Raw genomic sequence first — 24,760 nt, 5'->3', positions numbered from 1 at the left:
GGCGCCCACGTATCCTCCAAGGGCGCCATCCGCGATGCCTACCAGAAATCCGGATTCGAAAAAGGGCCCCTCGGCTTCCCGAAGTCGGGCGAATATGCTGTCGGAAAGACCCGGGTGCAGGATTTCCAGGGTGGCAAAATCGTCCTGGAGTCCAATGGAAAGACTGCCATCCGATACAAGTAGCTGAGGCCGACTGCGGGCTGAATACAAAAAGGAGGGGCGGATTGCGGTCAGCAATCCGCCCCTCAGCACTTGGCAGGGTGCTTAGCAATGAGAGAATGTTGCAGAAGATCAATAGTGTCCGGTGTCTCCCGCAGAATCAGGGGGAATTTCCGGTCTCCTTTTCCGTCTGAAAGGCCTTACCTTGCCAGGTATGAATCTCACGCGCTCCGAAGCCCGTGAACGTGCAGAACTCCTCGACGTTCAGTCATATGACGTCAATCTCGACCTGACGCGGGGGGATTCGGTATTCGGCAGCACAACCGTTGTCCGGTTTACCGCCCGGCCCGGTGCCTCCACGTTTATCGATGCTGTCACCGACGCCGTTCACCGGATCACGCTGAACGGTGTGGCGCTTGACCCCGCCGAGGTGTCCGACGGCGTGCGCATCTCGCTGCCGAACCTCGCAGAGTCCAATGAGCTCGTAGTGGAGGCCGATGCACGCTACATGAACACCGGTGAGGGCCTGCACCGATTCGTGGACCCCGTGGACAACGAGGTCTATCTCTACTCGCAGTTCGAGGTCCCGGATTCCCGGCGGATGTTCGCCGTCTTCGAACAGCCTGACCTGAAGGCGACCTTCCGCTTCACCGTGACCGCGCCGTCGCACTGGGATGTCATCTCCAACTCCCCCACGCCCGAGCCCCTGCCCGCCGGGGACCTGACCGAGGACCGCCCGCGCTCCACCTGGTCCTTTGAGCCCACGCCGCGGATCTCCTCCTACATCACCGCACTGATCGCCGGACCGTACCAGTGTGTCCGCAGCGAGCTGACCAGCTCCGACGGCCGGGTCATTCCGCTGGGTGTCTTCGCCCGCCGTTCGCTCATGCAGTACATGGACGCGGAGAACATCTTCGAACTGACCCGCCAGGGCTTCGCGTTCTACGAAGAGCAGTTCGGTACCCCGTATCCGTTCGAGAAGTATGACCAGCTGTTTGTCCCGGAATTCAACGCCGGTGCCATGGAAAATGCCGGCGCCGTTACGTTCCTGGAGAGCTACGTCTTCCGCTCCCGCGTCACCGAGGCCACGGTGGAGCGCCGCGCAGTAACCATCCTGCACGAGCTGGCGCACATGTGGTTCGGCGACCTGGTCACCATGCGCTGGTGGAACGACCTGTGGCTGAACGAGTCCTTTGCCGAGTTCATGTCCACGCTGGCCGCAGCCGAAGCCACCGAGTTCAAGCAGGCATGGACCACCTTTGCCTCGCTGGAGAAGGCCTGGGCCTACCGCCAGGACCAGCTGCCCACCACACACCCCATCGTTGCGGAAATCCGGGACTTGGACGACGTACAGGTGAACTTCGACGGCATCACCTACGCCAAGGGCGCCTCGGTGCTCAAGCAGCTGGTGGCATGGGTCGGGCAGGACAGGTTCATGGCCGGGGTCCGCGAGTACTTCGGCAAGCATGCCTGGGGAAACACGGAACTCTCCGATCTTTTGTCGGAACTGGAAACGGCCAGCGGCCGGGACCTGAAGGACTGGTCCGCCAAGTGGCTGGAAACCGCAGGCGTGAACACCCTGCGGCCCGAGTTCGAAACGGACGGGGATGGAAACATCACCTCCTTTGCCGTGCTGCAGAGCGCCATCGATGAGTATCCGGTGCTGCGCCCGCACCGCCTGGCCATTGGCTTCTACAACCCGGATGAAGAAGGCAGGCTGCAGCGCACCCACCGTGTGGAGCTCGACGTCGACGGCGAACGCACCGAGGTGCCCGAACTCGCCGGTCAGCCGCGCCCGGCGCTGCTGCTGCTCAACGACGATGATCTGGCCTACGCGAAGATCCGCCTCGACGACGTCTCGCAGCACACCGCGACGCGGAGCCTGCGCAACATCGCCGATTCCCTGCCCCGGACCCTGGTCTGGGCCGCGGCCTGGGACGCAGCGCGCGACGCCGAGATTCCGGCCCGCAACTATGTGGAACTGGTGCTGCAGAACATCGCTTCGGAATCCGATTCCACCGTGGTGCAGGTCCTGCTGCGCCAGCTGGCCACCACGCTAGCCTTCTACGTGAATCCCGAGGACCGGGAGCCCATGACCGTAGCCGCCGCTGAAAGCCTCTGGGAACTCGCCGCTGCCGCGGCACCCGGCTCGGATTCGCAGCTGCAGTTCGTGAAGGCCTTTGCAGCCCACGCCTCCTCCGATGAACACCTGGATACCCTGGCGGAGCTCTTCGCCGGCACCCGTTCGCTCGAAGGGCTGTCCATAGACGCGGACCTGCGGTGGGAACTGCTCACCGGCCTCGTGGCCGGCGGCCGGCTGGGCGAGACGGACATAGCCGCCGAACTTGACCGCGATGCAACGGCCACGGGCGCCCTTGCCGCCGCCATGGCCCGGGCCGCCATTCCCACGGCTGAAGCCAAGGCCGCCGCGTGGGAGGCGATCGTCCAGCGCTCCGACATGCCCAATGCTGCCCAGCGTTCCGCCATTGCCGGCTTTATGCGGGTGCACAACACGGATCTGCTGGAACCGTATGCGCAGAAGTACTTCGACGCGATCCGCGACGTGTGGGCCAGCCGCACCCACGAAATCGGGCAGCAGATCGCCGTCGGCCTTTACCCGTCCCGCCTGGCCCGGCAGGACACGGTGGACCGCACCGATGCCTTCCTGGCCGAATTGGGCGAGGACGCTCCATCACTGCGCAGGCTCGTCCTGGAAAACCGTGACGGCGTGGTCCGTGCGCTGAAGGCCCAGGCAGCGGACCGCTAGCAGTTCCCGCCGCGGTTTCCCTCCCCCGGTCCGGGCACACGGTACCTTGGAGAACGTGAATCTCTCCGAACACCGTTACACCCTGGACCTGGAATGGACGGGAAACCGCGGCGACGGGACCTCGTCCTACCGCGGCTACGGCCGCGACCACATGATCCGGGCCGCCGGACTGCCGGACCTGCCCGGCACGGCGGACCCGACCTTCCACGGCGACCGCGACCGGTGGAACCCCGAACAGCTGCTGCTGGCAGCGCTGGCCCAGTGCCACATGCTCTCCTACCTGCACGTGGCGGTCCGCAACGGGATCCGCGTGCTTGCCTACACCGATGCGCCCGAGGGCACCTTGCGGCTGAACCGCGACGGCAGCGGCGAATTCACCTCGGTGGTGCTTCATCCCCGCGTCACCATTGCCGGCGGCGGCCCGAAGGAAACCGATCTGGCCACGGGCCCCATGCACGCCGACGCGCACCGCCTGTGCTTCATTGCACGCAGCGTCAACTTCCCCGTCGATTTCCGGCCGGAGACCATTGCCGCCGCCCGGATGCAGGGTGAGGCCCCCCTCCCCGGGTAGCCTTAACCGGAGATCTCCCGCCCGGCAACAAGAAGGATGTTCAGCAGCCAGTGGTTTCAGCTTCCGAAATCGACCTTTCCACCGTGACCGTCGAGGACTTCGACTGGTCCGGTCTGATCCAGGCCGGCCTGATTATCCTGGCCGCCTCCATCGTCTGGTTCCTCGCCCGGTTCCTGATTAACCGGCTGGTCGCCCGCGCCCAGAAGGGCTATTCGCTGTTCAGCGCTTCCAAGCTGAAATGGGCCCAGCCGGTCATGCGGACGCTGGACAAGAAACGCCGTGCCCAGCGGGCCGACACCATCGGGGCGTTGCTGCGCAGCGCCGTCAACCTCTCCATTTGGACCGTGGCGATCATCATGGTCCTGGATGCCATTGGCATCAACATCGCCCCGCTGCTGGCCAGTGTCGGCATTGTCGGCATCGCGTTGGGCTTCGGGGCCCGTGAACTGATCCGCGACGCCCTGGCCGGTTTCTTCATCACCATCGAAGACCAGTACGGCATCGGTGATGTCATCGAGGTGGGCGATACCGTTGGAACGGTGCAGTCGGTGGGCATCCGGATCACCCGCATCATCGATGACCGCGGTGTCATCTGGTACATCCGCAACGGCGAACTCGCGAAGGTCGGCAACCGCTCCCAGGGCCGCTATACCGGTGACGCGGAGGCCGCCGGCGATCCGGCCAAATCGGACGCCCTCAACGACGGAATGGGGAGCAATGACTGAACCGGCACCCGAAGCACCCGGAAGGCCGTCCCTGCCGCTGCAGCCGCAGGGCTTCTCCCAGCCGCAGTACAACTTCTATGAGGCCGTTGGCGGCCATCCCACCTTCGTCCGGCTGGTGGACGTGTTCTACGCAGGGGTGGCCGAGGATCCGCTGATGCGTCCCATGTATCCCGAAGAGGACCTGGGACCGGCCAAGGAACGCCTGCTGCTGTTCCTGGAACAGTACTGGGGCGGACCGAAGACCTACGGTGAGCAGCGCGGGCATCCGCGGCTGCGGATGCGGCACATGCCCTTTGTAGTTACCCCCGCAGCCAGGGACGCCTGGCTGCGCCACATGCGGGCCGCCGTCGATTCCCTGGACCTTGCTCCCCTGCACGAGGCGACACTCTGGGACTATCTGGAGCGGGCGGCCCACAGCATGGTCAATTCCGCCTGACGTTCCGGTTCCCGGATACGGGCCCGGAACCCGCCTGGCGGTTCCTAACCGCCAGGCGCCTCACAGAATGGCGGGGCTGCGGACCAGAACATGCCCGTGCGGGGTACTCAGCCGCAGCCACCGGCCGTTGCTGAACAGTGCCGCTTCCGCTCCCACCGTTCCCTGGCCTGCCGAGGGCAGGAACCCCAGGGACAGCGCTGCAAAGGCTGCACCTGCAGGTACGGGTATCTGCGTGTTACCCATCGGCTGGGCCCACACCCTCGCCCGGGCACTGTGGACCACGGCTCCCCCGGCGCTCTGCGGCAGCATAGCCGCCACTTCCCGGATACCGCGGTGCGCGGCCTGCTCGAGCAGGTGTACGGGAGCCCTGCCCGCCGGCTGCCACCCGGACCGCGGGGCGGTGATACCGGCCCATGTTTCCCGCACGGTCACCGGCGGCAACGGCAGGGACGTATCACTGCCGTCCATCCGTGCCAGCCTGTCACCGACAGCAGCCAGGGCAACGGTGGTATCCACCGATGCCTCTCCAGCCAGCGGCATGGTCCTAAGTCCCAGCACCGTGGGCGTATCTTCGCCCAGGATGCGCGGCCCAAGCACACACACGTACGCAGCCAGCACACTGCCGACGGCCTGCAGCCGGATAGCGCCGTCGTCGGCAGCCCTGGCACGCACGACAAAGTTGCGGAAATCAGCAGTGACCTGGGGATCAGCCAGCCGTAGTTCGGTATCCACGTCAGTTCCCCCGCCCGGCGGTCACGGGAGTCCGGAAAGGAACCGGGTCCCCCATCCACCCCTGGAGGACCTCTTGCTGGGCATCAGTGAGCGGGACAGGCCTGCCTTCGGCCGAGTCCACCTGCACCATCACTGCCTCTGCGTACGCGTAGACCGAGCCGCCGGTTTCGTCGGCCAGTCGGAACCCGTAGGTCAGGCTGGTGGAGCCAACGCGGGTCACCCACACGTCCACCCACACGGGCTCATCCCCGTGCAGCAGGGGCGCAAGGTATTCGATTTCCTGCCGGGCCACATAGGTTGATGTCCGGTCACCGGTCAGGTCCCGGAAACTGCCCGGACTGCCCGAGCCGCTCTCCAGGGGCAACAGTCCCAGCCGGACCCGCGCCTCTTCCAGGAACTGGATGAACTTAACGTTATTAATATGGCCGTTGGGATCTTGGTCTCCGTAGCGGAGCTGGACAGGAAATCGGTGCATGCCTTCCATCCTCCCAGAGAGTGAGGTTTGCCCTAAAAAGACGGTGCCCGGGACGCCGGGCGCCGGGAAACGTGTTACTGAACGGTAAGTTTGGACTACGAGTTTTTTCGCGGTTGCCGCCGTTGACGGTGCCGCCTTCCTGCTAGGAGATAGTTCCAGATGTCCATTGATGAATCCTTCGACCCGACAGCGTCCCTGCTGGAGCTGCTGGACCTGAGCTGGGCAGGCGGCGCAAAGACGGATGAGGATATCTTCGTCGGAGGCTCGCAGGCCGAACCCCGCAAGCGGGTGTTCGGTGGCCAGGTCCTGGGTCAGTCACTCATCGCAGCAGCCCGGACCGTCCCGGAGGACCGGGTCATGCATTCCATGCACGGGTACTTCCTGCGTCCCGGAGACACCGAGGTGCCGATTACCTTCGGCGTGGAGCGGCTGCGTGACGGCCGGTCCTTCTCCGCCAGGCGCAGCCACGCCTATCAGAACGGCAAGCCGATCCTGTCCATGATCACGTCCTTCCAGATCCCCGACTCGGGCGTGGACCACCAGGAGGAAATGCCCTCGGGAATTCCGGAACCCGAGTCCCTGCCCACTACGGCGGAGCTGCTGAAGGATTTTGACCATCCGGTGGCCGAGGCATGGTCCCACCGCCGCCCCATGGATATCCGGCACGTCATGGATCCCGTTTACGTGGGTCCCGGCAGGGAAAAGACCCCGCACAACGCCGTCTGGATGAAGACCTTTAAACCAATGCCGGACGGCGAGAACCTGCACCGTGCCGCCCTGGCCTATGCCAGCGACTACACACTGCTGGAGCCCGTCCTTCGCGGCCACGGCCTAGCCTGGACCACACCGGGCATGAGCATTGCCAGCCTGGATCACGCCATGTGGTGGCACCGCCCGGTGCGGGTGGATGACTGGCTGCTGTACGTCCAGGAATCCCCCAGTGCGTCGGCCGCCCGCGGTCTGTCCACCGGCAGGATCTTCAACCGCGCCGGTGATCTGGTGGCCACGGTGGCACAGGAGGGCATGGTGCGGGTGCCGCAGTAGCTCCTGTGCTCCGGCGATAACTGCGTCCACAGCAGAGAAGCCCGGCTTCCCCAAGGGGAAACCGGGCTTCTTTGCTGCCGGCAGACTTAGTCGCGCGTCAGGCGGCGGTGGGTTACGCGGTGCGGCTTGGCCGCATCCGGTCCGAGACGCTCAATCTTGTTCTGCTCGTAGGACTCGAAGTTCCCCTCGAACCAGTACCAGTTCGCCGGGTCCTCTTCCGTGCCTTCGAAGGCAAGGATGTGGGTGGCCACGCGGTCAAGGAACCAGCGGTCGTGCGAGACCACCACGGCACAGCCTGGGAATTCCAGCAGCGCGTTCTCGAGGCTGGACAGGGTTTCCACGTCCAGGTCGTTAGTGGGCTCATCGAGCAGGAGCAGGTTTCCGCCCTGTTTGAGGGTCATGGCCAGGTTCAGGCGGTTGCGCTCACCACCGGAGAGGACACCCGCCTTCTTCTGCTGGTCCGGTCCCTTGAAGCCGAATGCCGACACGTAGGCACGCGAGGGCATTTCCACCTGGCCCACCTGGATGAAGTCCAGGCCGTCGGACACAACTTCCCAGAGCGACTTCTCCGGGTCGATGCCGCCGCGTGACTGGTCAACATAGGAGATCCGGACGGAATCGCCGATCTTCAGTTCGCCGCCGTCCAGCGGTTCCAGGCCAACGATGGTCTTGAAGAGGGTGGTCTTACCCACACCGTTCGGACCGATGACGCCGACAATGCCGTTACGCGGCAGCGAGAAGGAAAGCCCGTTGATGAGCTGGCGGTCGCCGAACCCCTTCTGCAGGTCCTTGGCTTCCAGCACCAGGGAGCCCAGGCGTGGGCCCGGCGGGATCTGGATTTCTTCGAAGTCAAGCTTGCGGGTGCGCTCTGCCTCGGCAGCCATTTCCTCGTAGCGGGCCAGACGCGCCTTGGACTTGGTCTGGCGTCCCTTTGCGTTGGAACGGACCCAGTCGAGTTCATCCGAGAGGCGCTTGGCCAGCTTCTGGTCCTTTTTGCCCTGCACTTCAAGGCGGGCACGCTTCTTCTCCAGGTACGTGGAGTAGTTGCCTTCGTACGGGTAGAGGTGCCCGCGGTCCACTTCGGCGATCCACTCGGCCACGTGGTCCAGGAAGTAGCGGTCGTGGGTCACGGCGAGGACGGCGCCGTGGTAGGAGGAGAGGTGCTGTTCCAGCCACAGAACGCTCTCGGCGTCCAGGTGGTTGGTGGGCTCATCGAGGAGCAGCAGGTCGGGCTTCTGCAGCAGCAGCTTGCACAGGGCAACCCGGCGGCGCTCACCACCGGAGAGCACGGTCACGTCGGCGTCCGGCGGCGGGCAGCGCAGTGCGTCCATGGCCTGCTCGAGCTGGGAGTCAATGTCCCACGCGTCGGCGGCGTCAATCGCTTCCTGGAGCTTGCCCATTTCTTCGAGCAGGGAATCGAAGTCCGCATCCGGCTGGGACATCTCTTCGGAGATTTCATTGAAGCGCTGGATCTTGCCGTAGATCTCGCCCACGCCCTCCTGGACGTTGCCGAGAACCGTCTTCTCCTCGTTCAGCGGCGGCTCCTGGAGCAGGATGCCGACGCTGTAGCCGGCGCTGAGCCGGGCTTCGCCGTTGGAAGGAGTGTCCAGTCCCGCCATGATCTTGAGGATGGTGGACTTACCGGCACCGTTCGGGCCCACCACGCCGATCTTGGCGCCGGGGTAGAAAGACATGCTTACGTCGTCGAGGATTACTTTGTCGCCAACGGCCTTGCGGGCCTTGGTCATCGTGTAGATAAATTCCGCCATATATCCAAGGCTAATGTGTCAGCGCCGATATATACCATTTACGCGGTCAGGGACGGGATTTGCCCCGGCCCGCGACAGCCGGCGCACACGCAGTTCAGGTGCGGTGGTTCGGGACCTGCCGGTCCGGAGGCTAGTCTCCGATGAAGCATCGGCCGCTGGAAAGGACCGGCAGAACGGTCACGGTGACCGTGCCATCCCGCACCTCCCCGAAAATGCACTGCGAGTCACTAACAACCGCGGCCCGCATTGCGTCCACCTCGAGTCCGGTGGGGGTTCGGTCCGCAGAGACTTCCACCGTAGCGGGGTCAAACCCTGCGGCGGCGAAGGCACCGGTCATACCGGCAGAATCCGGCTCGGGGTCCAGGCCGGCCAGTTTCCGCAGTTCAGTTTCCACTGCTCCCACAGCCGGATCCCCGCTCACCGCAGGCGCGGAAGCCTCCGTGCCGGGGGCCGTTGCACCGGCGCCGGTAGCGGGCACGCCCGCGTCCCCCTCCGGCGTCACGCTGCAGCCGGCCAGGCCCACGGCGAGCGCCAGCCCGGCCACAAATGTGACAGGGGCGGCCGGGCTGGCATTACGCAGGAGTCTCACCCCGCGATTGTGCCACGCACAGGACAGCCCGCCAAAGGCCGTGCCCGGCCGGGCGTCCAATGCTCCGAAAGGTACCGGGCATCCGGGCAGACGCATCGGAGACGCGGTTGCCCCTCACTCAGCTATCCCTAATATGGCGCCGCTGCGGCCATCCGTGTGGTATCTCCATTGGAGGACTCGACAGTGCTCTCCTCGCCGGCGTCCGGGAGCTCCCCCGTCAGCGGGTCGGCCAGCCTGTCCAGGGCGTCGGACAGGTCCGGGTCAGCACCGGCGCCATGATCCGTTTCCCCGGTGTTCGTTGCATGGGCCATGCCCGCGCTGCCTGACGCACCCTCCCCCGTTCCGGAAACGGTGCGTCGAAAACTCGCCGTGCCCCACATCAGGTCATGGCCCACGGTATCCGCATCAATGTCAGCGCTCGTGCCGCTGCGGCCATCCTCGGTGGCCCACTGCCGAAGCCTCAGCCTGCCCGTAACCACAACCCGGTCACCCTTATGAATACTGAAGGCCGCGTTGGTGGCGAGTTGCCGAAACAGGCTCACGGCGTACCAGTTGGTCTGCCCGTCAGTCCACCCGCCGGTATCCCGGTCATACCGGCGCTCGGTGGTGCACATCCGAAAGCTGGCGACAGCCAGCCCTTGATCAGTGGTGTTCTGGCGGAGTTCGGTGGCCACATAGCCCCGGAGCGTAATGGTGTCACTCATCATTTCCTGCCTTCGGCTCGGTGCGGCAGCGGGTCCGCGCCGTCTGCAACAGCGCAGTCCCACCCGCACGGGGTCCGGCTCATCCACCGGTCCGCCCAGTTTTTACCGTCCAGGTACGGCATGGGGTCTGGTGGACATCAGGTGTGGATGACGGAGAGCCGGTCCCCGGGTTTCCTGTGCTGTGGAGGGAATGAGGAAGGGCTGCACACGGTACGGCGCTGCATCGGAGGCGTTGCAAACCGGCGCTGTCCGCGCCGCAGACGGAACGCGGCGGGCTCTTCGCGCCGGTCCAGGGAAAAGGTGCAGGTTGGAAAACCCGGAAGTGCCCCCGGCGCGACTCGAACGCGCAACCTACGGATTAGAAGGCCGTTGCTCTATCCATTGAGCTACGGGGGCAACCAGTCGATGATACTACGGACCCCGCTCCCCACCGTTCAGGGCGCCTCCGCGCCCGCGCTCCAATGCCGCCCAGCGGGTGCCCGCCACACCCGATTCCGGCCGTTCCAAAAAAGTTTTCATGTTTTTGCATCCAAAACGCCGGCACCGGAAGTAGTAGGGGTGTAAGTCAAACGAAACCCGTACCGGTGGGTGCGGCAACTGAAGGAGCACAGATCATGCGTAAGACCGCTTCCGCCCTCGCGGCCCTCGGAGTAGGCGCCGCCGCAGTTCTCTCGGCAATGCCGGCGCAGGCCGCTGACACCGATATGGCAAAGCTTTCGGTGCTGCACGGCGTCCCGGACACCCCCGTGGATGTCTACGTCAACGGCACGCTCACCCTGGATGACTTCATGCCCGGCGAACTCGCAGGGCCGCTGGACCTTCCGGGCGGCAGTTACGAGCTCGCCATTACCGCTGCAGATGCCGCGGACGCTTCCGCACCCATCATCGGCCCGATCTCCGCCGATCTGGCAGCCGGCGGGAATTACACTGCCGCCGCTAACCTGGATGCCTCCGGCAAACCCACGGCAAACCTCTTCACCAACGACACCTCCGCCATCGAAGCCGGCAAGGCACGCCTGACCGTCCGGCACGTGGCAGCGGCGCCGGCCGTGGATGTCCTGGCCAACGGGTCCCCTGTAATCGAAGGGCTGACCAACCCCAACGAGAAGATGCTGATGGTTGACCCGGGTACCGTTTCTGCATCTGTTGCTGCAGCCGGCACCACGGACCCGGTGATCGGCCCGGCCGATCTGGCACTGATGGAAGGAACCAACACCATCGTGTACGCATGGGGCTCCCTCGAGGCCGGAAACCTGGCCCTGGCCACCCAGACCATTGAGGGTATGCACTCCAACCCTGCAGCGGTTCCCGGTGCACTGGAGCAGGTCGGCCAGTCCTCCAACCAGGGCATGATTGCAGCCGCCGCCACGGGTTCTGCCGCCGTCCTCGCCCTGGGCGCGTTTATGCTTCGCCGCCGTTCCGTCGCCGCCTCCGCAGGGAGCCGGTCCGAGGATAACCGCAGCTAGCAGTTCCGCCACCCCCTGATCCCCCGGGGCTGCAGCGCGTTCCCGCCCCTTTGAACGCTGCAGCCCCGGGGTCACCCCGTCCCGGAGGTTCCGCACCATGTCCGTCAAACCGTTCCGCAGGCTAGCCGCAGCAGTATATCTTTCCGCCGCGGCCGCCATGGGGACCGCAGCTTGCGGTGGAACCGCGATGCAGCCCGGGCCTGCACCCGAATCCATACCCGCTACAGCCACCGAGCAGCCCCCAGCTGCTCCGGCCCCCGGCGCTACTGCACCGTCAACGCCCGTGCCGGTCCGCCCCGCAACGCAGGAACCCGTTGAATCGGTTCCCGATCCGGTGAGTGTAAGTGTGGAGGGCACTGGAATTGACTTGGAAGTAATCCCCGTGGGCCAGGAAGACAACGGTGCAATGACCTTGCCGGATAACCACTACCAGGCAGGGTGGTACCGGTTCGGGCCCGCACCGGGATCGACGCGTGGATCCGCCGTACTCGCGGCGCACGTTGATTCACGGACCGAACAGCTTCCTATTGCAGACCTGGACGAGGTTCCTGCCGGAACACCGCTGACGGTGACACGCAGCGACGGCTCGGTGCTGCGCTACACCACGGAGAAAGTGGAGAACATCCCGAAGGCGTCCCTGGGCGAGTTCGATCTGTTCAACCGCGAGGGGGAAGCCCGTTTGAAACTGGTGACCTGTGGCGGCGAATGGCTCGATTCCGTGGGCGACTACGAAGATAACGTCGTACTCACTGCGGTTCCCGTACCATAGTGTCATTCCCAGACAGCTGCCGGGTTCCTGAGGCAGCCGTTCCTGAGTATGGCAGGAGTACGGCACTGATATCACCGGGCGGAGACCACCCAGATACCGCGATGGACCATGCCTTCGCGGCGGGGGACGAGGTGGCGCTGGCGGAGGCTTACCGCCGTTTCTCCCCGCTGATACGTTCCCTCGCCCAGCGGAAGCTGCTGGACGGCGGCGCGGCCGACGACGCCGTGCAGGAAGTCTTCATCCGGGCCTGGAAGTACCGCGAAAGCTATGCTCCCGAAAAATCCACGCTTGCCGCGTGGCTGGTCGGAATCACCCGGAACGTGGCCGCAGGCATGGCCTCGTCCGCCGTACGTACTCCTGAAACACTGGTGGACAGCCCGGTCCAGCAGGGATCCCGTGCCGGTCAGGCCGGTAGCTCTCCGCACCCCGACCATGTGGCAGACCGCGTGGTACTCGATGCCGAGCTGGATCGTCTGGGCGAACCCCAGGGATCCATCCTGCGTCTTGCTTTCCACGAAGACCTCACACACCAACAGATTTCGGAGACACTGAAACTACCGTTGGGCACTGTCAAAAGCCATATTCGAAGAAGCCTGGTCCAGCTACGCGAGCGATTGGAGGTCAGCGATGCAGCATCTGCCATCTGAGACGCTGGCCCTGAATGCCTTGGGCGAGGCCAGTCCTGAGGAAACCGCCCACCTCGAGCAGTGTGCTCAATGCTCCGCCGAGGTGGCCGCCATGCAGCGTGTCGTCCATGCCGGGCGCATCCCCTCAGGTCCCGACGTGCTGCCCAGGCCGCCGTCGTCGGTCTGGGAGGGAATCCATTCCAGCCTTGGCCTAAGCGACGCCGTCCGCCAGGATCCCTTCGAGTCCGAACCCGGGCGCGACGACGCCGCCGGACTACGGGACACGCCGGAAGGTTCGCGCGCCCCTGAGCATGAGGCCGCTCCCCCGGCAGGGACGGAGCGTTCCGACGCAGCTGTCCCTTCCGATGCCCCTTCGTCTCCGGTTGCTCTCAGCGCCTTCCGGGACCGCCGAAACCGGCGCCGCACCCGTTTGCCGCAGATCCTGGGCGCAGCGGCAGCAGCTGTAGTGCTCGCCGCCGCAGGGACGTGGGGAATCTCCCGGATTCTCACCGACCGCTCAGAGGTGGTTGCCGCCGTGGACCTGGCCCCGCTTCCCGCATACGAGGACACCGGCCGTGCAGAGGTGGACCAGCGCCCGGACGGCGCACGGGAACTGGTGGTAACTGCCACCGGGTCAGACGCGCAGGGCTTCCGTGAGGTCTGGCTGATCGCTCCGGACATCACTCGCATGGTCAGCCTCGGCACAATGGAGGGCACCGAGGGAAGATTCACCATCCCGGCTAACCTTGACCTCGATGAGTATCCAATTGTTGACATTTCAGACGAGCCGTTCGACGGCGATCCCACGCACTCGGGCGACTCGATCCTCCGGGGCGTGCTGGAGCTCTAGCGGAGCGGGCCCGGTGCTGATGCCGGCAAACCCGGGCCGTGGCTAACCGGTGGAGCTGTTATCCGGCATCGGTGCCGAATGGTGGTCTCGGGTGCTGGCGGGATTCAGCCGGGTGCCGGCCGTGGAACCGGACCCCGCCGTGCTCCTGGCCGTGGCGGCTGCCGCGGCGCTGCTGAGCATCCCGCGGGCCACCTGGCGCTGGTTCGGGTTGTTCGTAACCTTCGTCCATGAACTCGGACATGCCTTTGCCGCTCTGATGACCGGACAAATGGTCAAGGGAATCCGGCTCCGCTTTGACCACTCCGGTGAAATGCGCTCCCTGGGCCGCGGCGGGTTCCCTGCCGCCTGGGCCGGCTTCTGGGGTTACCCGGTGCCGGCGGTCGTGGGAGCGGCGCTGATACTGGCCGCGTTCAACGGCTGGGCAGGTGCCGCACTGTCAGTCGGCGCGCTGATCCTGCTGACGGCACTGGTGTTCATCCGCAACGGGCAGGGATTCCTTATCGCCATCGCCTGTGCCGCTGTGTCGGTGCTGCTTGTCTGGTTCGCCGCCCCGAAAGTGGCAGGTTATGTTGCCATGTGTATGGGCACTGCCCTGCTGGTGGGTGCGGCGCGGGACTGGCTGAACGTCCTTGCGGTGCACACAAAGCGACGCCGTAACCTGGAGAGTTCCGACGCCTACATCCTCTACCGGCGCACCGGGGTTCCTTCTGCCGTTTGGCTCACGGGATTTGCACTGGTGATAGCAGCATCCCTGGCCGCGGTCCTCCTGGCCGCCGTGGCGGGCTACTCGGGACCCTGAATCCGGGGCCGCTGCGGGGTACGCCTCAGGCCTGTGCCGGGAAGGTCACGCGCAGCTCGAGCCGGTGCTGGCCGTCCTCTTCCTGAGTGTAAATCGCCTTGCCGGAGATTCCGGCCAGGTCATCTGTGCCGGATCCGGGAATGATGTGACCGGAGCTTGCCGTGGCCGTCCCTTCGGCCAGACCCCAGTGCTGGATGACCATGGTGCCCGTGCGGCCGGCGACGGTGCCGGCGAACACCTCGGATCCCACGTAGCCGGCGCCCACGGAATTCCCGGCCATAATCAGGTCTGCGACGCTGGTCCCGGTGATGTCGCCTTCAAAGATCTTCACTGCCCGGACAGTGGAGAGTTCGCTGTTGGTGCCCTCCACCTGGTAGGGGGTCGGTTCCCACTCCGAGACGTCAAAATCGGCCACGATCACTTCTTCAGTTAGGTCGGTCATAACACCAGTATCCCGTGTCCAGCGCCGGATTGCATGCCGGGCGGTGCGCGCCGGTAGCCTTATCGCTGTGCCCGGACGCGGCACGGCAACGGTTTCAACTAAGGAGCACCACCCTCGCATGTCCCGGAATTCGGCTTCCCTACAGCGGCGGTTACTCCGCCCGGCAACCCTCTGGACGTTTTTTGCGGTGGTGCATGCCGGCTTCCTGGCGGCCCTCTCGACGCGGATCCTGAACGGCGATGTCCTCAGTGATGTGTCCTTCTACCGCCAGTGGGCGTTCGACGGCCTGCGTGACGGCTACTGGGTGGGGATCGACGCCGGCTGGGTGTACCCCATCGGTGCGCTGGCACCGATGGTCCTGGCTGCTGTCTTCGGTTACTCCGCGTACATGTTCACCTGGTTCCTCCTGTTCACCGCACTTAATGCCGCCGGCGTCGCCGTGCTCAGCCGCCGGGCCGGCACCCGCGGCATCCACGCCGCCTACTGGTGGCTCGCGGTCACGGCCCTGCTCGGCCCCGTGGCTGTCGGCCGGGTGGACGGCCTAACCGCACCGCTGGTGATTATGGGGCTGCTGTTCCTGGCTACCCGCCCCGTTCTGGCCTCGGCGCTGCTGTCCGTGGCGACCTGGATCAAGGTCTGGCCAGCAGCCGTCATCCTTGCGGTGTTGGTGGCGTGGAAGAAGCGGCTGGTCCTGCTGGCCACCGGCGCTGCGGTGTCGGCCGTGATCGCAGTGGTGGTTGCTCTCTCCGGCGGCATCCGCCATCTGCTCAGCTTCTTTGGGGAACAGGGCGCCCGCGGCATGCAGATGGAGGCCCCGTTTACGACGCCGGGACTTTGGCAGGCGATCACCGGCACCTCAGACGCGTATATCTTCGAGGACAAAGTCATCAATACCCGCGAGGTCCGCGGCGCCCTCGGCGAGCCGGTGGCTGCGATGATGACGCCGCTGCTGGCGCTGGCCGCTCTCGCCGTCGCGCTGCTCCTGATCTGGGCCCTGCGCCGCGGCGCAGATTCCCAGGCTCTGCTGATTGCCGGCTCGCTCGCCCTGGTCAGCGCCTTCATCGTCTTCAACAAGGTCGGCTCGCCGCAGTTCATGCTGTGGCTGGGCGCTGTGACCGCCGTCGGGCTGGCGTGGGAGGGCCGGGGCTGGAAGGTCCCCGGCATCCTGATGGCGGCCATCGCAGCGTTGACCACCCTGGTCTATCCGATGTTCTACTCGGCGCTGTACAACGACCTGAACATTGCCGTGGCCCTGCTCCTGACCCTGCGCAACATCCTGCTGCTGGTCCTCTTCGGCTGGTCCCTGGCCCGCGTTATCAGGCTGACCAGGGCCGGCGGCGGACAGGTCAGTGCCGCAGCTCCCCCGGTGCAGGCGCCGTAAGCTTTTTGCGGAACAGCACCTTGGTCTTCGGATCCACAAAGATCAGGTAGAGGGCGAAGCCCAGTGCGGTCACCGCCGCAATCTGCCGGGCAGCAGTAAGGCTGAACTCGAAGTAGGGCCAGATGTCCAGCTGGTCGCTGATGGCGTAGACCATAAAGAAGGAGACCAGCAGGTAAAGGGTCTTGGCCTGCCAGTCATCGCGCAGCCCGGTGACGGCGAACAGGGGAATCAGCCAGACCACATACCAGGACTGGATCATCGGGGCCAGCATCACGATGGCGGCGAAGGCCAGTGCCAGCCGGCGGATCAGCCGGCTGTACTCGCCTACGAACATCTGCCACAGCACAATGCCCACCGAGGCCAGCCGGCCGATGGTGTGCACGATGTCGGCCAGCGTCCAGCCCGGCAGCCCGAGGGCGTTGCCCAGCGTGGCCACGAGCATGCCGGCAAAGCCGACGGGCGCGTACCAGATCCATACGCTGCCGGGCGTGCTGAGGGCGCCCACCCAGCCGAAGCCGAACCCGTTGATCAGGCCCATGATCCACAGCAGCCCCAGGGAAATTCCGGCGGTCATGAACCAGTAGCCGAATTTCCGCGGCCAGGAGGCATTTTTGCCGGCCCACAGCAGGCCGATGAACGGCAGGAAGATGATGGTGATGGGCTTGATGCCCACCGAGAGTGTCACCAGCAGGATGCCGGGCAGGACCCGCTTCGTGGCGGCCAGATAAAGCCCGGCCAGCGCCAGGCCGATCATCAGGGCATCGTTGTGGATGCTCGCAATGAAGTTTGTGAGGAACAGCGGGTTAGCTGCGGTCAGCCAAAGGGCGCGGTTGGGGTTGATGCCGTGCAGTTCGGCCAGTTTCGGCACAAAGTAAATACACATCGCCACACCGACTACGGCGATGAGCCGGAACAGCAGGATGGAGGACTCCACCTGTCCCCCGGTGACGCGGACCACGAGTTCCTCAAGCCAGAGGAAGACGGGGCCGTACGGCGTCGGGCTCTGCGCCCACAGATCGTCCGCCCCGATCTGCAGATAGTTGGAGATCTGCGAATAGCCGTCCTTGTAGGGATTCAGCCCGCTCACCATCACCAGCCCCTGGGCGATGTAGGCAAAAACGTCGCGACTGAAGAGCGGCAGGGTCAGGCACATAGGCGCGGACCAGGCGATGATGGCCCGCATCACCACCGGCCGGGAGTCGGGGCCCCAGCCCTTCATGCGCTGCCCCAGGCGAAGCCAGGAACGGACCAGCAGCATGCCGCCCGTAGCCAGCAGCAGCACCGCTGCCACCGCACCGATCGGCTGGTCGAAGCGCAGCCAGATGATAACCGGGTTGGTCCGCAGGCCGGAGGCCAGGGACAGCCATCCGACACCGAACGAACCGGCCAGCATCATCATCGAACCGATGAACCCCTGGATGATTGCGACGTTCGGGCGGTCGGCTTTCGCTGTCTCCGGGCCAGGAGACGAAGGCTCGGTCGCAGGGACCTGGGCGGTCATCTACATGGTTCCAATCTCTGGGGGTTTCTGGTTCTGCGGGCCCCGGGCAGTTACATTCCTGCACCGTTCCGGCACCGGTTCTGAAGACGGGCACAAGAATGCCCGGGCACCGTCAATAGGCTGATATTAGCACCGCCGCCCGCACCTTCCCCGGCCGAATGCGACGCGGCCGCACTCAATCCTGTGAGCCCCGGCACGGTCGCATAGACTGAAGGTCCAGTCGTGACTAATGAGGCAAGGCGGTATTGGCTGTGGGGCGCCACCGGGCAGAACCTGTAGGGAAACCTTTTTCAAAACCACCGGGGAAAAAGGTCAGTACGTCCGGGCCGGACACGGCCCGCCGAACGTCCCGGCGCGCGGCCGGGGGCACCTCTTTGTCCGCCCGCAACCCGGAACTCATCTTCTGGGGCGCTTTCCTCACTGCGGTGGGCACAGGGGCCATGGTGTGGGTCCAGGTCCCGCCCGGCATTGTCGCAACTGTTTCCGGGCTGCTTCTGTTCGCCTTTGGGATCACCTGGTATTTCAGCTCCACCCAGGATCGCTCCCCCGCCGCGCGGCCGGGTGCGGCACTGCCCGCTACGGCACCACGCCCTGAAGCAGTACAGCCCTCCCCTGCGGCATCGGGGCCGACGGCGGCCGACGGCGCCGCCGCAGCAGCTCCGGCGGCCGCAGCAACTCTGCCCGCCGTGGCAACTGCCCCGAATGATGCGCAGGTTTCTTCTGCGTCGACTACGGCAATTCCGGTACCGAACACGCCCGTACCGGATCTTTCGACTCGGGTGCCCGGCACCCGCCGCCACGCCCGCATGGGCGCGGTTGCAGTCCCCCCGCCCTCTCCGGGCCCCGTACGAATGGGCTCCGGGATGCCCGCAGCCGGGGGACGGCGCGCAGCGGCTGCACCGGTCTTTCACGAGATGCCGGCCGAGCCGAGCCGCTGGACCCGGACCTTTGGGCCGCCCGAGACCGGCCAGATCCCGCTGCAGCCCTATCTCTCCGGCACTCCTGCCTCTTTTGCCACCGCAGATGCCGACCTGCCGGACAGGCGCCAGCGCAGCCACTCAAGCCTGTAGCCCCTCCGTCCCGCGGCGAACGAACGCGGTACATTGGGATTGTGCCGATAACTAATGAACGTATGGTCTGGATCGATTGCGAAATGACCGGTCTGGACATTAAGAATGATGCCCTGATTGAAGTGGCCGTCCTGGTCACGGACTCCGAACTGAATATCCTCGGTGACGGAGTGGACGTGGTGATCAAGCCCGACGACGCCGCCCTGGCCCAGATGGGGGACTTCGTGCGCCAGATGCACACCACCTCCAAGCTTCTGGACGAACTCCCTAACGGCATCACCATGGCCGAGGCCGAGGCTGCCGTCATCGAATACATCACCAAGTGGGTCCCGGAGCCGAAGAAGGCACAGCTGGCGGGCAACTCCGTCGGTACCGACAAGATGTTCCTGGCCCGTGACATGCCCGAGGTCATCGACTATCTGCACTACCGGATCATCGACGTGTCCACCATCAAGGAACTCGCCCGCCGCTGGTACCCGCGCGCCTACTTCCAGGCTCCGGCCAAAAACGGCGGACACCGCGCCCTGGGTGATATCCGGGATTCCATCAATGAACTCCGGTACTACCGTGAGGCCGTTTTTGTCCCGGCTCCGGGGCCGGACTCGGCGACCGCCAAGAAGATTGCCGCAGGGATTCAGAGTTAGCTCCGTCACAAAAAGCCCCTTGGAGGGCCAACGTGTCAGAAGCACTCAAAAAACCGTGTAAGCTTGATTCCGCTGCCTCAGATAAATGAGTCCGCAAGACCACTCGCCTGGACTTCGCGGATGAACGTTTGAGGCACATGGTGGGTATAGCTCAGTTGGCAGAGCGCCTGGTTGTGGTCCAGGAGGTCGCGGGTTCAACCCCCGTTACTCACCCCAATGAGGCTGGCGGTTACAGCTTCGAAAGGCCGCCTCGGATGATTCCGGGGCGGCCTTTGCTGTTTGTGTTTCACTGTTAGCGGCTGGCGTTCGCCTGACGCAGCCGTCGTGCTCCGGGCCACGAGCCGGAACCGTCAGAACCACTACGCCTATGCGTGGCTTATCAATGAGGAGGCGCCGCCTTGGAGCGCAGACTGTTCGAAGAGGACCATGAGCTGTTCCGGGACGTCGTCCGGGAATTCGATGCACGCGAGGTCGCCGCCGGTTACGCGGAATGGGATGCGGCGCACATGATGCCGCGCCGCATGTGGAAGGCGGCCGGTGATCAGGGCCTGCTGGGCCTGGCGGTTCCTGAAGAGTTCGGCGGAGCCGGAATGCCGGACTACCGTTTCCGCGCCGTTATGGACGAGGAATTTGCCCGGTCCAACCACCTGGCCGTAGCCCTGGCGTTCCACCTGCATGATGATCTGGTCCTCCCCCACCTGCTGGCCTACGGGTCCGAGGATCTGAAGCAGCGCTGGCTGCCGGACATGGTTTCCGGTGACAAAGTCACCTCCGTGGCGTGGACCGAGCCAGGGGCCGGCAGCGACCTTCGCGGCATCCGCACCAAGGCGGTCCGTACCGACGACGGCGACTGGGTGATCAACGGCCAGAAGACCTTCATCGGCAACGGGATCTCCGGCGACGCGTCACTGGTCCTGGCCCGCACCGACGGCGGTGCCGGGCGCGGACAGCGGGATTCCTTCAGCATGTTCATGGTGGAGAAGACCGAGGGGTACAGCACCGGCCGCCAGCTGGACAAAATGGGCCTGAAGGCTTCGGACACCGCTGAACTGTTCTTCGACAACGTCCGCGTTCCCGCCGGCAATCTTGTCGGTGAAGTCGGACGCGGCCTGGAATACGCTGCCGGCCAGCTTCCGCAGGGTCGGCTGGCTATCGCTGTTGCGTCCTCCGCCGTGTCCCGCGCGGTTTACCAGGCAACCCTTGAGTACACCCGGGAGCGCAACGCCTTCGACAGCCGGGTGGCCGACTTCCAAAACACCCGCTTCGCGCTGGCGGACATTGCCACCGAAGTCGAGGTCACCGAAGCCTACGTCGACTCAGCCATCACGGCCTTCAACGAAGGCAAGCTTGACGCCGTCTCCGCCGCGAAAGCCAAGCTGTGGGCCAGCGAACGCGCCAAGTCCATTACCGACCGCTGCCTGCAGCTCCATGGAGGCTACGGCTACATCATGGAATACCCCGTGGCACAGGCTTTCCTGGCCGCACGGCTGCTGACCATTTTCGGCGGCACCAGTGAAATCATGCGGGACGTCATCGGACGCGACATCGCCCGCTAAGCCGAGCACCTCCCGTTCAAACCACACGAAAGAAAGACAGCAATGACCGTTCGTCCCATCGTCATCCACGGAGAACCCGTCCTGCACCGCCGGGCGGCCGAAGTGGAAGAGTTCAATGACGAACTGCGTACCCTGGTCGCAGACATGTACGAAACCATGGACGTTGCCAACGGCGTGGGCCTGGCGGCACCGCAGATCGGCGTCGGACTGCGTCTGTTTACCTTTGCCTACGAGAACGACGACGACGCCCCGGACCGCGGCGTCGTCATCAATCCGGTGCTCATCACCTCCAAGGTGCCCGGTTCGGCGCCGGACCCGGACGAGACCTCCGAAGGCTGCCTGTCCGTGCCGGGTGAGAATTTCCCCGTCAACCGGGCGGAGTGGGCCAAGATCAAGGGCTTCGACGAACACGGCTCCCCCGTGGAGTTCGAGGCGACCGACTGGTTCGCCCGCGTCATCCAGCACGAGTACGACCACCTTGACGGCAAGCTTTACGTGGACCGGCTGACGGACCGCTGGAGCCGGAAGGCACGCAAGGCCATCAAGGCGCAGGGCTGGACCGTTCCGGGCAACACCTGGATGCCGGGTGTTGATCCGGATCCTTTCGGCCACTGATCCGCGGGGGTGTCCCGACCCCAAGCCAGCTGCACCAAAAGCCGGCTGCACCAAAATGAAAGGCCCGCAGGTTTCCCTGCGGGCCTTTCATTTCCAGTGCTCTGCTGCAGCTAGCCGGCGATGGAGGCCAGCGACTGGGCCTTCGGGTAGGCCGGCGGATTCACTTGTGCCATTTCCTCCAGCACACGGACCACCTGGCAGCTGTAGCCGAACTCGTTGTCATACCAGACGTACAGCACCAGGTTCGTGCCGTTGGAAATGGTAGCGAGCCCATCCACGATGCCCGCACGCTTGGAACCCACGAAGTCGCTGGACACCACTTCGGGCGAGTCGATGTAATCGATCTGCTTGTGCAGGGGCGAGTTCAGCGAGGTTTCGCGCAGGAAGGCGTTAACCTCATCCTTGTCCGTGGCCGTTTCGAGGTTCAGGTTCAGGATGGCCATGGAGACATCGGGGGTGGGCACCCGGATGGCATTGCCGCTGAGCTTTCCGGCCAGTTCGGGCAGCGCCTTGGCCACAGCCTTGGCGGCGCCGGTCTCGGTGATGACCATATTCAGGGCAGCGGAGCGTCCGCGCCGGTCCCCGTTGTGGAAGTTATCGATGAGGTTCTGGTCATTGGTGAAGGAATGCACGGTTTCCACGTGCCCGTTCACAATCCCGTACTTGTCGTTCAGGACCTTCAGCACCGGCGTGATGGCATTGGTGGTGCAGGACGCGGCCGTGATAATCCGGTCTTCATCGGTAATGGACCCGTGGTTGATGCCGTGGACGATGTTCTTCAGGTTTCCCTTGCCCGGCGCGGTCAGCAGCACCCGGGAGACGCCCTTGGCGTCCAGGTGCTGGGAAAGTCCTTCTTCATCGCGCCAACGCCCGGTGTTGTCCACCACAACGGCGTTGCTGATGCCGTAGGAGGTGTAGTCCACCGTTGCGGGGTCATTGGAGTAGATCACCTGGATCAGGGTGCCGTTGGCGAGGATGGTGTTCTTTTCCTCGTCTACGGTAATGGTTCCGTTGAACGCCCCGTGGACGGAGTCCCGGCGCAACAGGCTCGCCCGCTTAACGAGGTCATTCTCGGAGCCCTTCCGCACCACGATGGCCCGCAGCCGCAGTCCCTGACCACCTCCGGCCTTTTCCACGAGGATCCGGGCCAGCAGGCGCCCGATGCGGCCGAAGCCGTAGAGGACAACGTCAGTGCTGGTCCGCGCATCCGCCCCGCGCCGGCCGGCGACGTCAGCGAGTTCGGTGCGCAGGAATTCGACCAGGTCTCCGCCCTGTTCCTTGTATTTGTTGCTCATGCGGGCCAGGTCAATGGATGCCGCGCCGAGATCGAGCTCGGTCAGTGCCTTCAGCAGCGGGTAGGTCTCGGAAACCGGAAGTTCCGTCTCATCGATCTGGCGGGCGAAGCGGTGGGCCTTGAGGATATCGATGACCGATTTGTTGACGAGCGGGCGCCCGTGGACCGAAGTAACCACGCTGTTCTCCCGGTAGAGCCGCCCGATCAGCGGGATCATCGCCTCGGCGAGGGCCTCCCGATCCATCCAGGAATCAAGGCACGTATCGGAATTGGAGCTCACAGATCTTCACATCCTTTTCTCAGCCGGCACTGCGTTGTGCCGGTTGGCGGTATTCCCTACAAGTGTATTAGGACACATCAACCCCGCCGGACAGCCAGACGAGACGTTTGTCACAATGGGAAGGGACGGATCTGGCTGGACTGTCCCGTTTCCGTGTCCGCGGGCTCCAGGTCAGCCAGCTCGCGAACGCGTCGAAGCGGCCCGAACGCGGCAATCAGCGGCGCGAGGGCGGCAACCAGAACGCCTGTGAGGATTGCCCCTCGGATTCCGACGAGGTCCACCAGGAGCCCGGCTGCGAATGCGGCGACGGCGAGCATGCCCCACGTGACCATACGCAGGGCCGAGCCGAGCCGTCCGAGCATCTGCGGCGGGCACACCCGTTGGCGGAAGGTCGTGGAGACAACAATGTTGAGGGAAATGGAAAAACCAGCGATAAACAATCCGATAAAGCCTGCGGCCATGCCCCACCCCGGCGATATAAAAAGCACGCTCGCATAACCTGCCACGGCGGGAAACATGGAATAGCGCCACACCCGGCCGGATCCGAAACGCCCGGCAATCCATCGCACGGAAAGTCCGCCGACAGTTCCGCCCACCGCTGTTGCTGCCGTCAGCAGTCCCAGCATGGCGGGGGTTTCCCCGAGGGACCGGATCACCAGCAGGACCAGCAGGGAAACCACTATGTTTCCGCCGAGGTTCCACAGCGCACCGGTGAACAGCAGCATCCGCAGGGCCACCGTGCTGAAGATGTACCTCAGGCCCTCCCCCATCTCCCGCAGGACGCGGTACTCCTCCGAGCGGGCGGGTTCCGGTTCGGAGAGGTCCAGCCGGATGATCGCCGCCAGCGAGGCCAGTGAGGCCGCCACCTGCAGCAGCATCGCGTTGGATGCTCCCCAGGCTGCGGTCACCCAGCCGCCCAGGGCCCGTCCGCCGGCGTCGCCCATGGCGCCGGAGCCGGTCATCAGGCCGTTGCCTTCAACCAGTTCCTCTCGGTCCACTGCAGCGGGGATAAGTGCCTGCTCGGCCAGGGTAAAGAACACGGCGGCCAGTCCGGCGAGGAAGGATACCGTAAAGAGCTGAGTCACGGTCAGCACGTCCAGCCACCAGGCCACCGGCAGGCTGGCCAGCAGCAGGGTCCGCAGGGCCAGCGAGAAAACTATTATCGGCCGCCTCCGGTAGCGGTCCACCAGCACACCGATGGGAAGGCCGAACAACAGCCATGGCAGGAAAGGCATACCGGCCAGGATTGCCACTGTCGCATTTGAGGCGTCCAATTCAGTGACGGCAATAACGGGCAGCGCGACACTTGTCACTGCGACACCGAATATGCCGGCCGTCGATGAAATCCACAACCGCCGGAAATTGGCGTTGCGGAATACCAACGGCCTGCGTGCCTCCGCGGTATTGGACATTGCCACAGAATAGCGGAGCGATGAGGAAAACCAGCCAGTCTGCGCCGGCGAATCGGCACATTGGCTGAAAGCCGCGGGAAAAAA

General features: G+C 64.8%; 24 protein-coding genes, 2 tRNA genes and 1 pseudogene. 17 read left to right on the top strand and 10 right to left on the bottom strand.

Annotated elements, in window-relative coordinates:
* The 5 genes and pseudogenes from QWJ37_RS07310 to QWJ37_RS07290 form a co-directional block, all read left to right on the top strand.
* Nucleotides 1-183 (top strand): annotated as a pseudogene (locus QWJ37_RS07310) (SpoIID/LytB domain protein); the annotation flags it as partial.
* A 190-nt stretch (nucleotides 184-373) separates the two neighbouring features.
* A complete protein-coding gene (gene pepN / locus QWJ37_RS07305) occupies nucleotides 374-2,926 on the top strand; it encodes an aminopeptidase N (RefSeq protein ID WP_290244926.1) in 2,553 nt (850 codons plus the stop codon).
* A 55-nt stretch (nucleotides 2,927-2,981) separates the two neighbouring features.
* Entirely contained in the window at nucleotides 2,982-3,497 is a 516-nt protein-coding gene (locus tag QWJ37_RS07300) for an OsmC family protein (RefSeq protein WP_227901546.1), read from the top strand.
* 50 nt (nucleotides 3,498-3,547) lie between these two features.
* Nucleotides 3,548-4,222 (top strand): mechanosensitive ion channel domain-containing protein, encoded by a 675-nt coding sequence (locus tag QWJ37_RS07295; protein WP_227901545.1) that lies wholly within the window; start codon nucleotides 3,548-3,550, stop codon nucleotides 4,220-4,222.
* The gene (locus tag QWJ37_RS07290; protein WP_227901543.1) at nucleotides 4,215-4,658 is read left to right on the top strand and encodes a globin; all 444 of its coding nucleotides are present in this window, start codon (nucleotides 4,215-4,217) and stop codon (nucleotides 4,656-4,658) included. The genes QWJ37_RS07295 and QWJ37_RS07290 overlap by 8 nt, the downstream gene beginning before the upstream one ends.
* A 60-nt stretch (nucleotides 4,659-4,718) precedes the next feature.
* Here the strand turns inward: QWJ37_RS07290 and QWJ37_RS07285 are convergent, their stop codons facing one another.
* Nucleotides 4,719-5,390 (bottom strand): hypothetical protein, encoded by a 672-nt coding sequence (locus tag QWJ37_RS07285; RefSeq protein WP_290244925.1) that lies wholly within the window; start codon nucleotides 5,388-5,390, stop codon nucleotides 4,719-4,721.
* Nucleotide 5,391: 1 nt separating this feature from the next.
* Nucleotides 5,392-5,865 (bottom strand): thioesterase family protein, encoded by a 474-nt coding sequence (locus QWJ37_RS07280; protein WP_290244924.1) that lies wholly within the window; start codon nucleotides 5,863-5,865, stop codon nucleotides 5,392-5,394.
* A 159-nt stretch (nucleotides 5,866-6,024) separates the two neighbouring features.
* On the opposite strand from QWJ37_RS07280, the gene QWJ37_RS07275 reads away from it, so the two are divergent.
* Nucleotides 6,025-6,909: an acyl-CoA thioesterase II gene (locus QWJ37_RS07275; protein ID WP_227901538.1), complete on the top strand. Its 885-nt coding sequence runs from the start codon at nucleotides 6,025-6,027 to the stop codon at nucleotides 6,907-6,909.
* Nucleotides 6,910-6,995: 86 nt separating this feature from the next.
* Here the strand turns inward: QWJ37_RS07275 and ettA are convergent, their stop codons facing one another.
* The 4 genes from ettA to QWJ37_RS07255 all read right to left on the bottom strand — a co-directional run bounded on the left by ettA (nucleotide 6,996) and on the right by QWJ37_RS07255 (nucleotide 10,367).
* The gene (gene ettA / locus QWJ37_RS07270; RefSeq protein ID WP_227901535.1) at nucleotides 6,996-8,678 is read right to left on the bottom strand and encodes an energy-dependent translational throttle protein EttA; all 1,683 of its coding nucleotides are present in this window, start codon (nucleotides 8,676-8,678) and stop codon (nucleotides 6,996-6,998) included.
* 130 nt (nucleotides 8,679-8,808) lie between these two features.
* A complete protein-coding gene (locus QWJ37_RS07265) occupies nucleotides 8,809-9,267 on the bottom strand; it encodes a hypothetical protein (protein ID WP_227901533.1) in 459 nt (152 codons plus the stop codon).
* A gap of 128 nt (nucleotides 9,268-9,395) precedes the next feature.
* The gene (gene ssb, locus QWJ37_RS07260) at nucleotides 9,396-9,971 is read right to left on the bottom strand and encodes a single-stranded DNA-binding protein (protein WP_227901532.1); all 576 of its coding nucleotides are present in this window, start codon (nucleotides 9,969-9,971) and stop codon (nucleotides 9,396-9,398) included.
* 323 nt (nucleotides 9,972-10,294) lie between these two features.
* Nucleotides 10,295-10,367, bottom strand: a tRNA-Arg gene (locus QWJ37_RS07255).
* A 218-nt stretch (nucleotides 10,368-10,585) separates the two neighbouring features.
* Here QWJ37_RS07255 and QWJ37_RS07250 point away from each other — a divergent pair.
* The 5 genes from QWJ37_RS07250 (at nucleotide 10,586) to QWJ37_RS07230 (ending at nucleotide 14,481) form a co-directional block, all read left to right on the top strand.
* The gene (locus QWJ37_RS07250) at nucleotides 10,586-11,437 is read left to right on the top strand and encodes a DUF4397 domain-containing protein (protein ID WP_227901530.1); all 852 of its coding nucleotides are present in this window, start codon (nucleotides 10,586-10,588) and stop codon (nucleotides 11,435-11,437) included.
* A 97-nt stretch (nucleotides 11,438-11,534) separates the two neighbouring features.
* Nucleotides 11,535-12,206 (top strand): class F sortase, encoded by a 672-nt coding sequence (locus tag QWJ37_RS07245; RefSeq protein ID WP_356881633.1) that lies wholly within the window; start codon nucleotides 11,535-11,537, stop codon nucleotides 12,204-12,206.
* Nucleotides 12,207-12,307: 101 nt separating this feature from the next.
* The gene (locus tag QWJ37_RS07240) at nucleotides 12,308-12,853 is read left to right on the top strand and encodes an RNA polymerase sigma factor (RefSeq protein ID WP_290244923.1); all 546 of its coding nucleotides are present in this window, start codon (nucleotides 12,308-12,310) and stop codon (nucleotides 12,851-12,853) included.
* Entirely contained in the window at nucleotides 12,834-13,682 is an 849-nt protein-coding gene (locus QWJ37_RS07235; RefSeq protein ID WP_290244922.1) for an anti-sigma factor, read from the top strand. Before QWJ37_RS07240 ends, QWJ37_RS07235 begins: the two co-directional genes overlap by 20 nt.
* A 49-nt stretch (nucleotides 13,683-13,731) precedes the next feature.
* The gene (locus QWJ37_RS07230) at nucleotides 13,732-14,481 is read left to right on the top strand and encodes a M50 family metallopeptidase (RefSeq protein WP_290244921.1); all 750 of its coding nucleotides are present in this window, start codon (nucleotides 13,732-13,734) and stop codon (nucleotides 14,479-14,481) included.
* Nucleotides 14,482-14,506: 25 nt separating this feature from the next.
* Here the strand turns inward: QWJ37_RS07230 and QWJ37_RS07225 are convergent, their stop codons facing one another.
* Nucleotides 14,507-14,923 carry a DUF3224 domain-containing protein gene (locus QWJ37_RS07225; protein ID WP_227901526.1) on the bottom strand — a complete coding sequence of 139 codons (417 nt, stop codon included), beginning with the start codon at nucleotides 14,921-14,923 and terminating at the stop codon, nucleotides 14,507-14,509.
* A gap of 118 nt (nucleotides 14,924-15,041) precedes the next feature.
* Here QWJ37_RS07225 and QWJ37_RS07220 point away from each other — a divergent pair, with 118 nt between their 5' ends.
* Nucleotides 15,042-16,304, top strand: a complete 1,263-nt coding sequence (locus tag QWJ37_RS07220; protein ID WP_290244920.1) for a glycosyltransferase family 87 protein — start codon at nucleotides 15,042-15,044, stop codon at nucleotides 16,302-16,304.
* Here QWJ37_RS07220 and mptB read toward each other — a convergent pair.
* Nucleotides 16,270-17,805 carry a polyprenol phosphomannose-dependent alpha 1,6 mannosyltransferase MptB gene (mptB, locus tag QWJ37_RS07215; protein WP_227901522.1) on the bottom strand — a complete coding sequence of 512 codons (1,536 nt, stop codon included), beginning with the start codon at nucleotides 17,803-17,805 and terminating at the stop codon, nucleotides 16,270-16,272. The genes QWJ37_RS07220 and mptB overlap by 35 nt on opposite strands.
* 374 nt (nucleotides 17,806-18,179) lie before the next feature.
* Between mptB and QWJ37_RS07210 the strand changes: the two genes are divergently transcribed.
* From QWJ37_RS07210 to QWJ37_RS07190, 5 genes are all read left to right on the top strand, one after another.
* Entirely contained in the window at nucleotides 18,180-18,875 is a 696-nt protein-coding gene (locus QWJ37_RS07210; RefSeq protein WP_290244919.1) for a hypothetical protein, read from the top strand.
* A gap of 62 nt (nucleotides 18,876-18,937) precedes the next feature.
* Nucleotides 18,938-19,519 carry an oligoribonuclease gene (gene orn, locus QWJ37_RS07205; protein ID WP_227901582.1) on the top strand — a complete coding sequence of 194 codons (582 nt, stop codon included), beginning with the start codon at nucleotides 18,938-18,940 and terminating at the stop codon, nucleotides 19,517-19,519.
* Nucleotides 19,520-19,659: 140 nt separating this feature from the next.
* Nucleotides 19,660-19,735 (top strand) — tRNA-His (locus QWJ37_RS07200).
* Nucleotides 19,736-19,917: 182 nt separating this feature from the next.
* Nucleotides 19,918-21,075 (top strand): acyl-CoA dehydrogenase family protein, encoded by a 1,158-nt coding sequence (locus tag QWJ37_RS07195; protein ID WP_290244918.1) that lies wholly within the window; start codon nucleotides 19,918-19,920, stop codon nucleotides 21,073-21,075.
* A 42-nt stretch (nucleotides 21,076-21,117) separates the two neighbouring features.
* A complete protein-coding gene (locus QWJ37_RS07190) occupies nucleotides 21,118-21,690 on the top strand; it encodes a peptide deformylase (protein WP_227901519.1) in 573 nt (190 codons plus the stop codon).
* A 110-nt stretch (nucleotides 21,691-21,800) separates the two neighbouring features.
* Here the strand turns inward: QWJ37_RS07190 and QWJ37_RS07185 are convergent, their stop codons facing one another.
* Nucleotides 21,801-23,264, bottom strand: coding sequence for a glyceraldehyde-3-phosphate dehydrogenase (locus tag QWJ37_RS07185; RefSeq protein ID WP_290244917.1), 1,464 nt, complete (start codon nucleotides 23,262-23,264; stop codon nucleotides 21,801-21,803).
* A 110-nt stretch (nucleotides 23,265-23,374) separates the two neighbouring features.
* Nucleotides 23,375-24,676 carry an MFS transporter gene (locus tag QWJ37_RS07180; protein WP_290244916.1) on the bottom strand — a complete coding sequence of 434 codons (1,302 nt, stop codon included), beginning with the start codon at nucleotides 24,674-24,676 and terminating at the stop codon, nucleotides 23,375-23,377.
* Nucleotides 24,677-24,760: the final 84 nt, after the last annotated feature.

It is taken from the genome of Arthrobacter sp. YD2 (assembly GCF_030410475.1).
Taxonomy (GTDB): domain Bacteria; phylum Actinomycetota; class Actinomycetes; order Actinomycetales; family Micrococcaceae; genus Arthrobacter_B; species Arthrobacter_B zhangbolii.
The sequence above is the reverse complement of the archived record's forward strand: the minus strand, read 5'-3'. Positions and strand labels throughout refer to the sequence as shown.

Bases quoted from the DNA above. Each gene is read 5' to 3' on its own strand.
- pepN (WP_290244926.1), top strand. From the start codon at position 374: ATGAATCTCACGCGCTCCGAAGCCCGTGAACGTGCAGAACTCCTCGAC.
- QWJ37_RS07290 (WP_227901543.1), top strand. From the start codon at position 4,215: ATGACTGAACCGGCACCCGAAGCACCCGGAAGGCCGTCCCTGCCGCTG.
- QWJ37_RS07280 (WP_290244924.1), bottom strand. From the start codon at position 5,865: ATGCACCGATTTCCTGTCCAGCTCCGCTACGGAGACCAAGATCCCAAC.
- QWJ37_RS07275 (WP_227901538.1), top strand. From the start codon at position 6,025: ATGTCCATTGATGAATCCTTCGACCCGACAGCGTCCCTGCTGGAGCTG.
- ettA (WP_227901535.1), bottom strand. From the start codon at position 8,678: ATGGCGGAATTTATCTACACGATGACCAAGGCCCGCAAGGCCGTTGGC.
- ssb (WP_227901532.1), bottom strand. From the start codon at position 9,971: ATGAGTGACACCATTACGCTCCGGGGCTATGTGGCCACCGAACTCCGC.
- QWJ37_RS07250 (WP_227901530.1), top strand. From the start codon at position 10,586: ATGCGTAAGACCGCTTCCGCCCTCGCGGCCCTCGGAGTAGGCGCCGCC.
- QWJ37_RS07245 (WP_356881633.1), top strand. From the start codon at position 11,535: ATGTCCGTCAAACCGTTCCGCAGGCTAGCCGCAGCAGTATATCTTTCC.
- QWJ37_RS07240 (WP_290244923.1), top strand. From the start codon at position 12,308: ATGGACCATGCCTTCGCGGCGGGGGACGAGGTGGCGCTGGCGGAGGCT.
- QWJ37_RS07235 (WP_290244922.1), top strand. From the start codon at position 12,834: ATGCAGCATCTGCCATCTGAGACGCTGGCCCTGAATGCCTTGGGCGAG.
- QWJ37_RS07225 (WP_227901526.1), bottom strand. From the start codon at position 14,923: ATGACCGACCTAACTGAAGAAGTGATCGTGGCCGATTTTGACGTCTCG.
- QWJ37_RS07220 (WP_290244920.1), top strand. From the start codon at position 15,042: ATGTCCCGGAATTCGGCTTCCCTACAGCGGCGGTTACTCCGCCCGGCA.
- mptB (WP_227901522.1), bottom strand. From the start codon at position 17,805: ATGACCGCCCAGGTCCCTGCGACCGAGCCTTCGTCTCCTGGCCCGGAG.
- orn (WP_227901582.1), top strand. From the start codon at position 18,938: ATGGTCTGGATCGATTGCGAAATGACCGGTCTGGACATTAAGAATGAT.
- QWJ37_RS07190 (WP_227901519.1), top strand. From the start codon at position 21,118: ATGACCGTTCGTCCCATCGTCATCCACGGAGAACCCGTCCTGCACCGC.
- QWJ37_RS07180 (WP_290244916.1), bottom strand. From the start codon at position 24,676: ATGTCCAATACCGCGGAGGCACGCAGGCCGTTGGTATTCCGCAACGCC.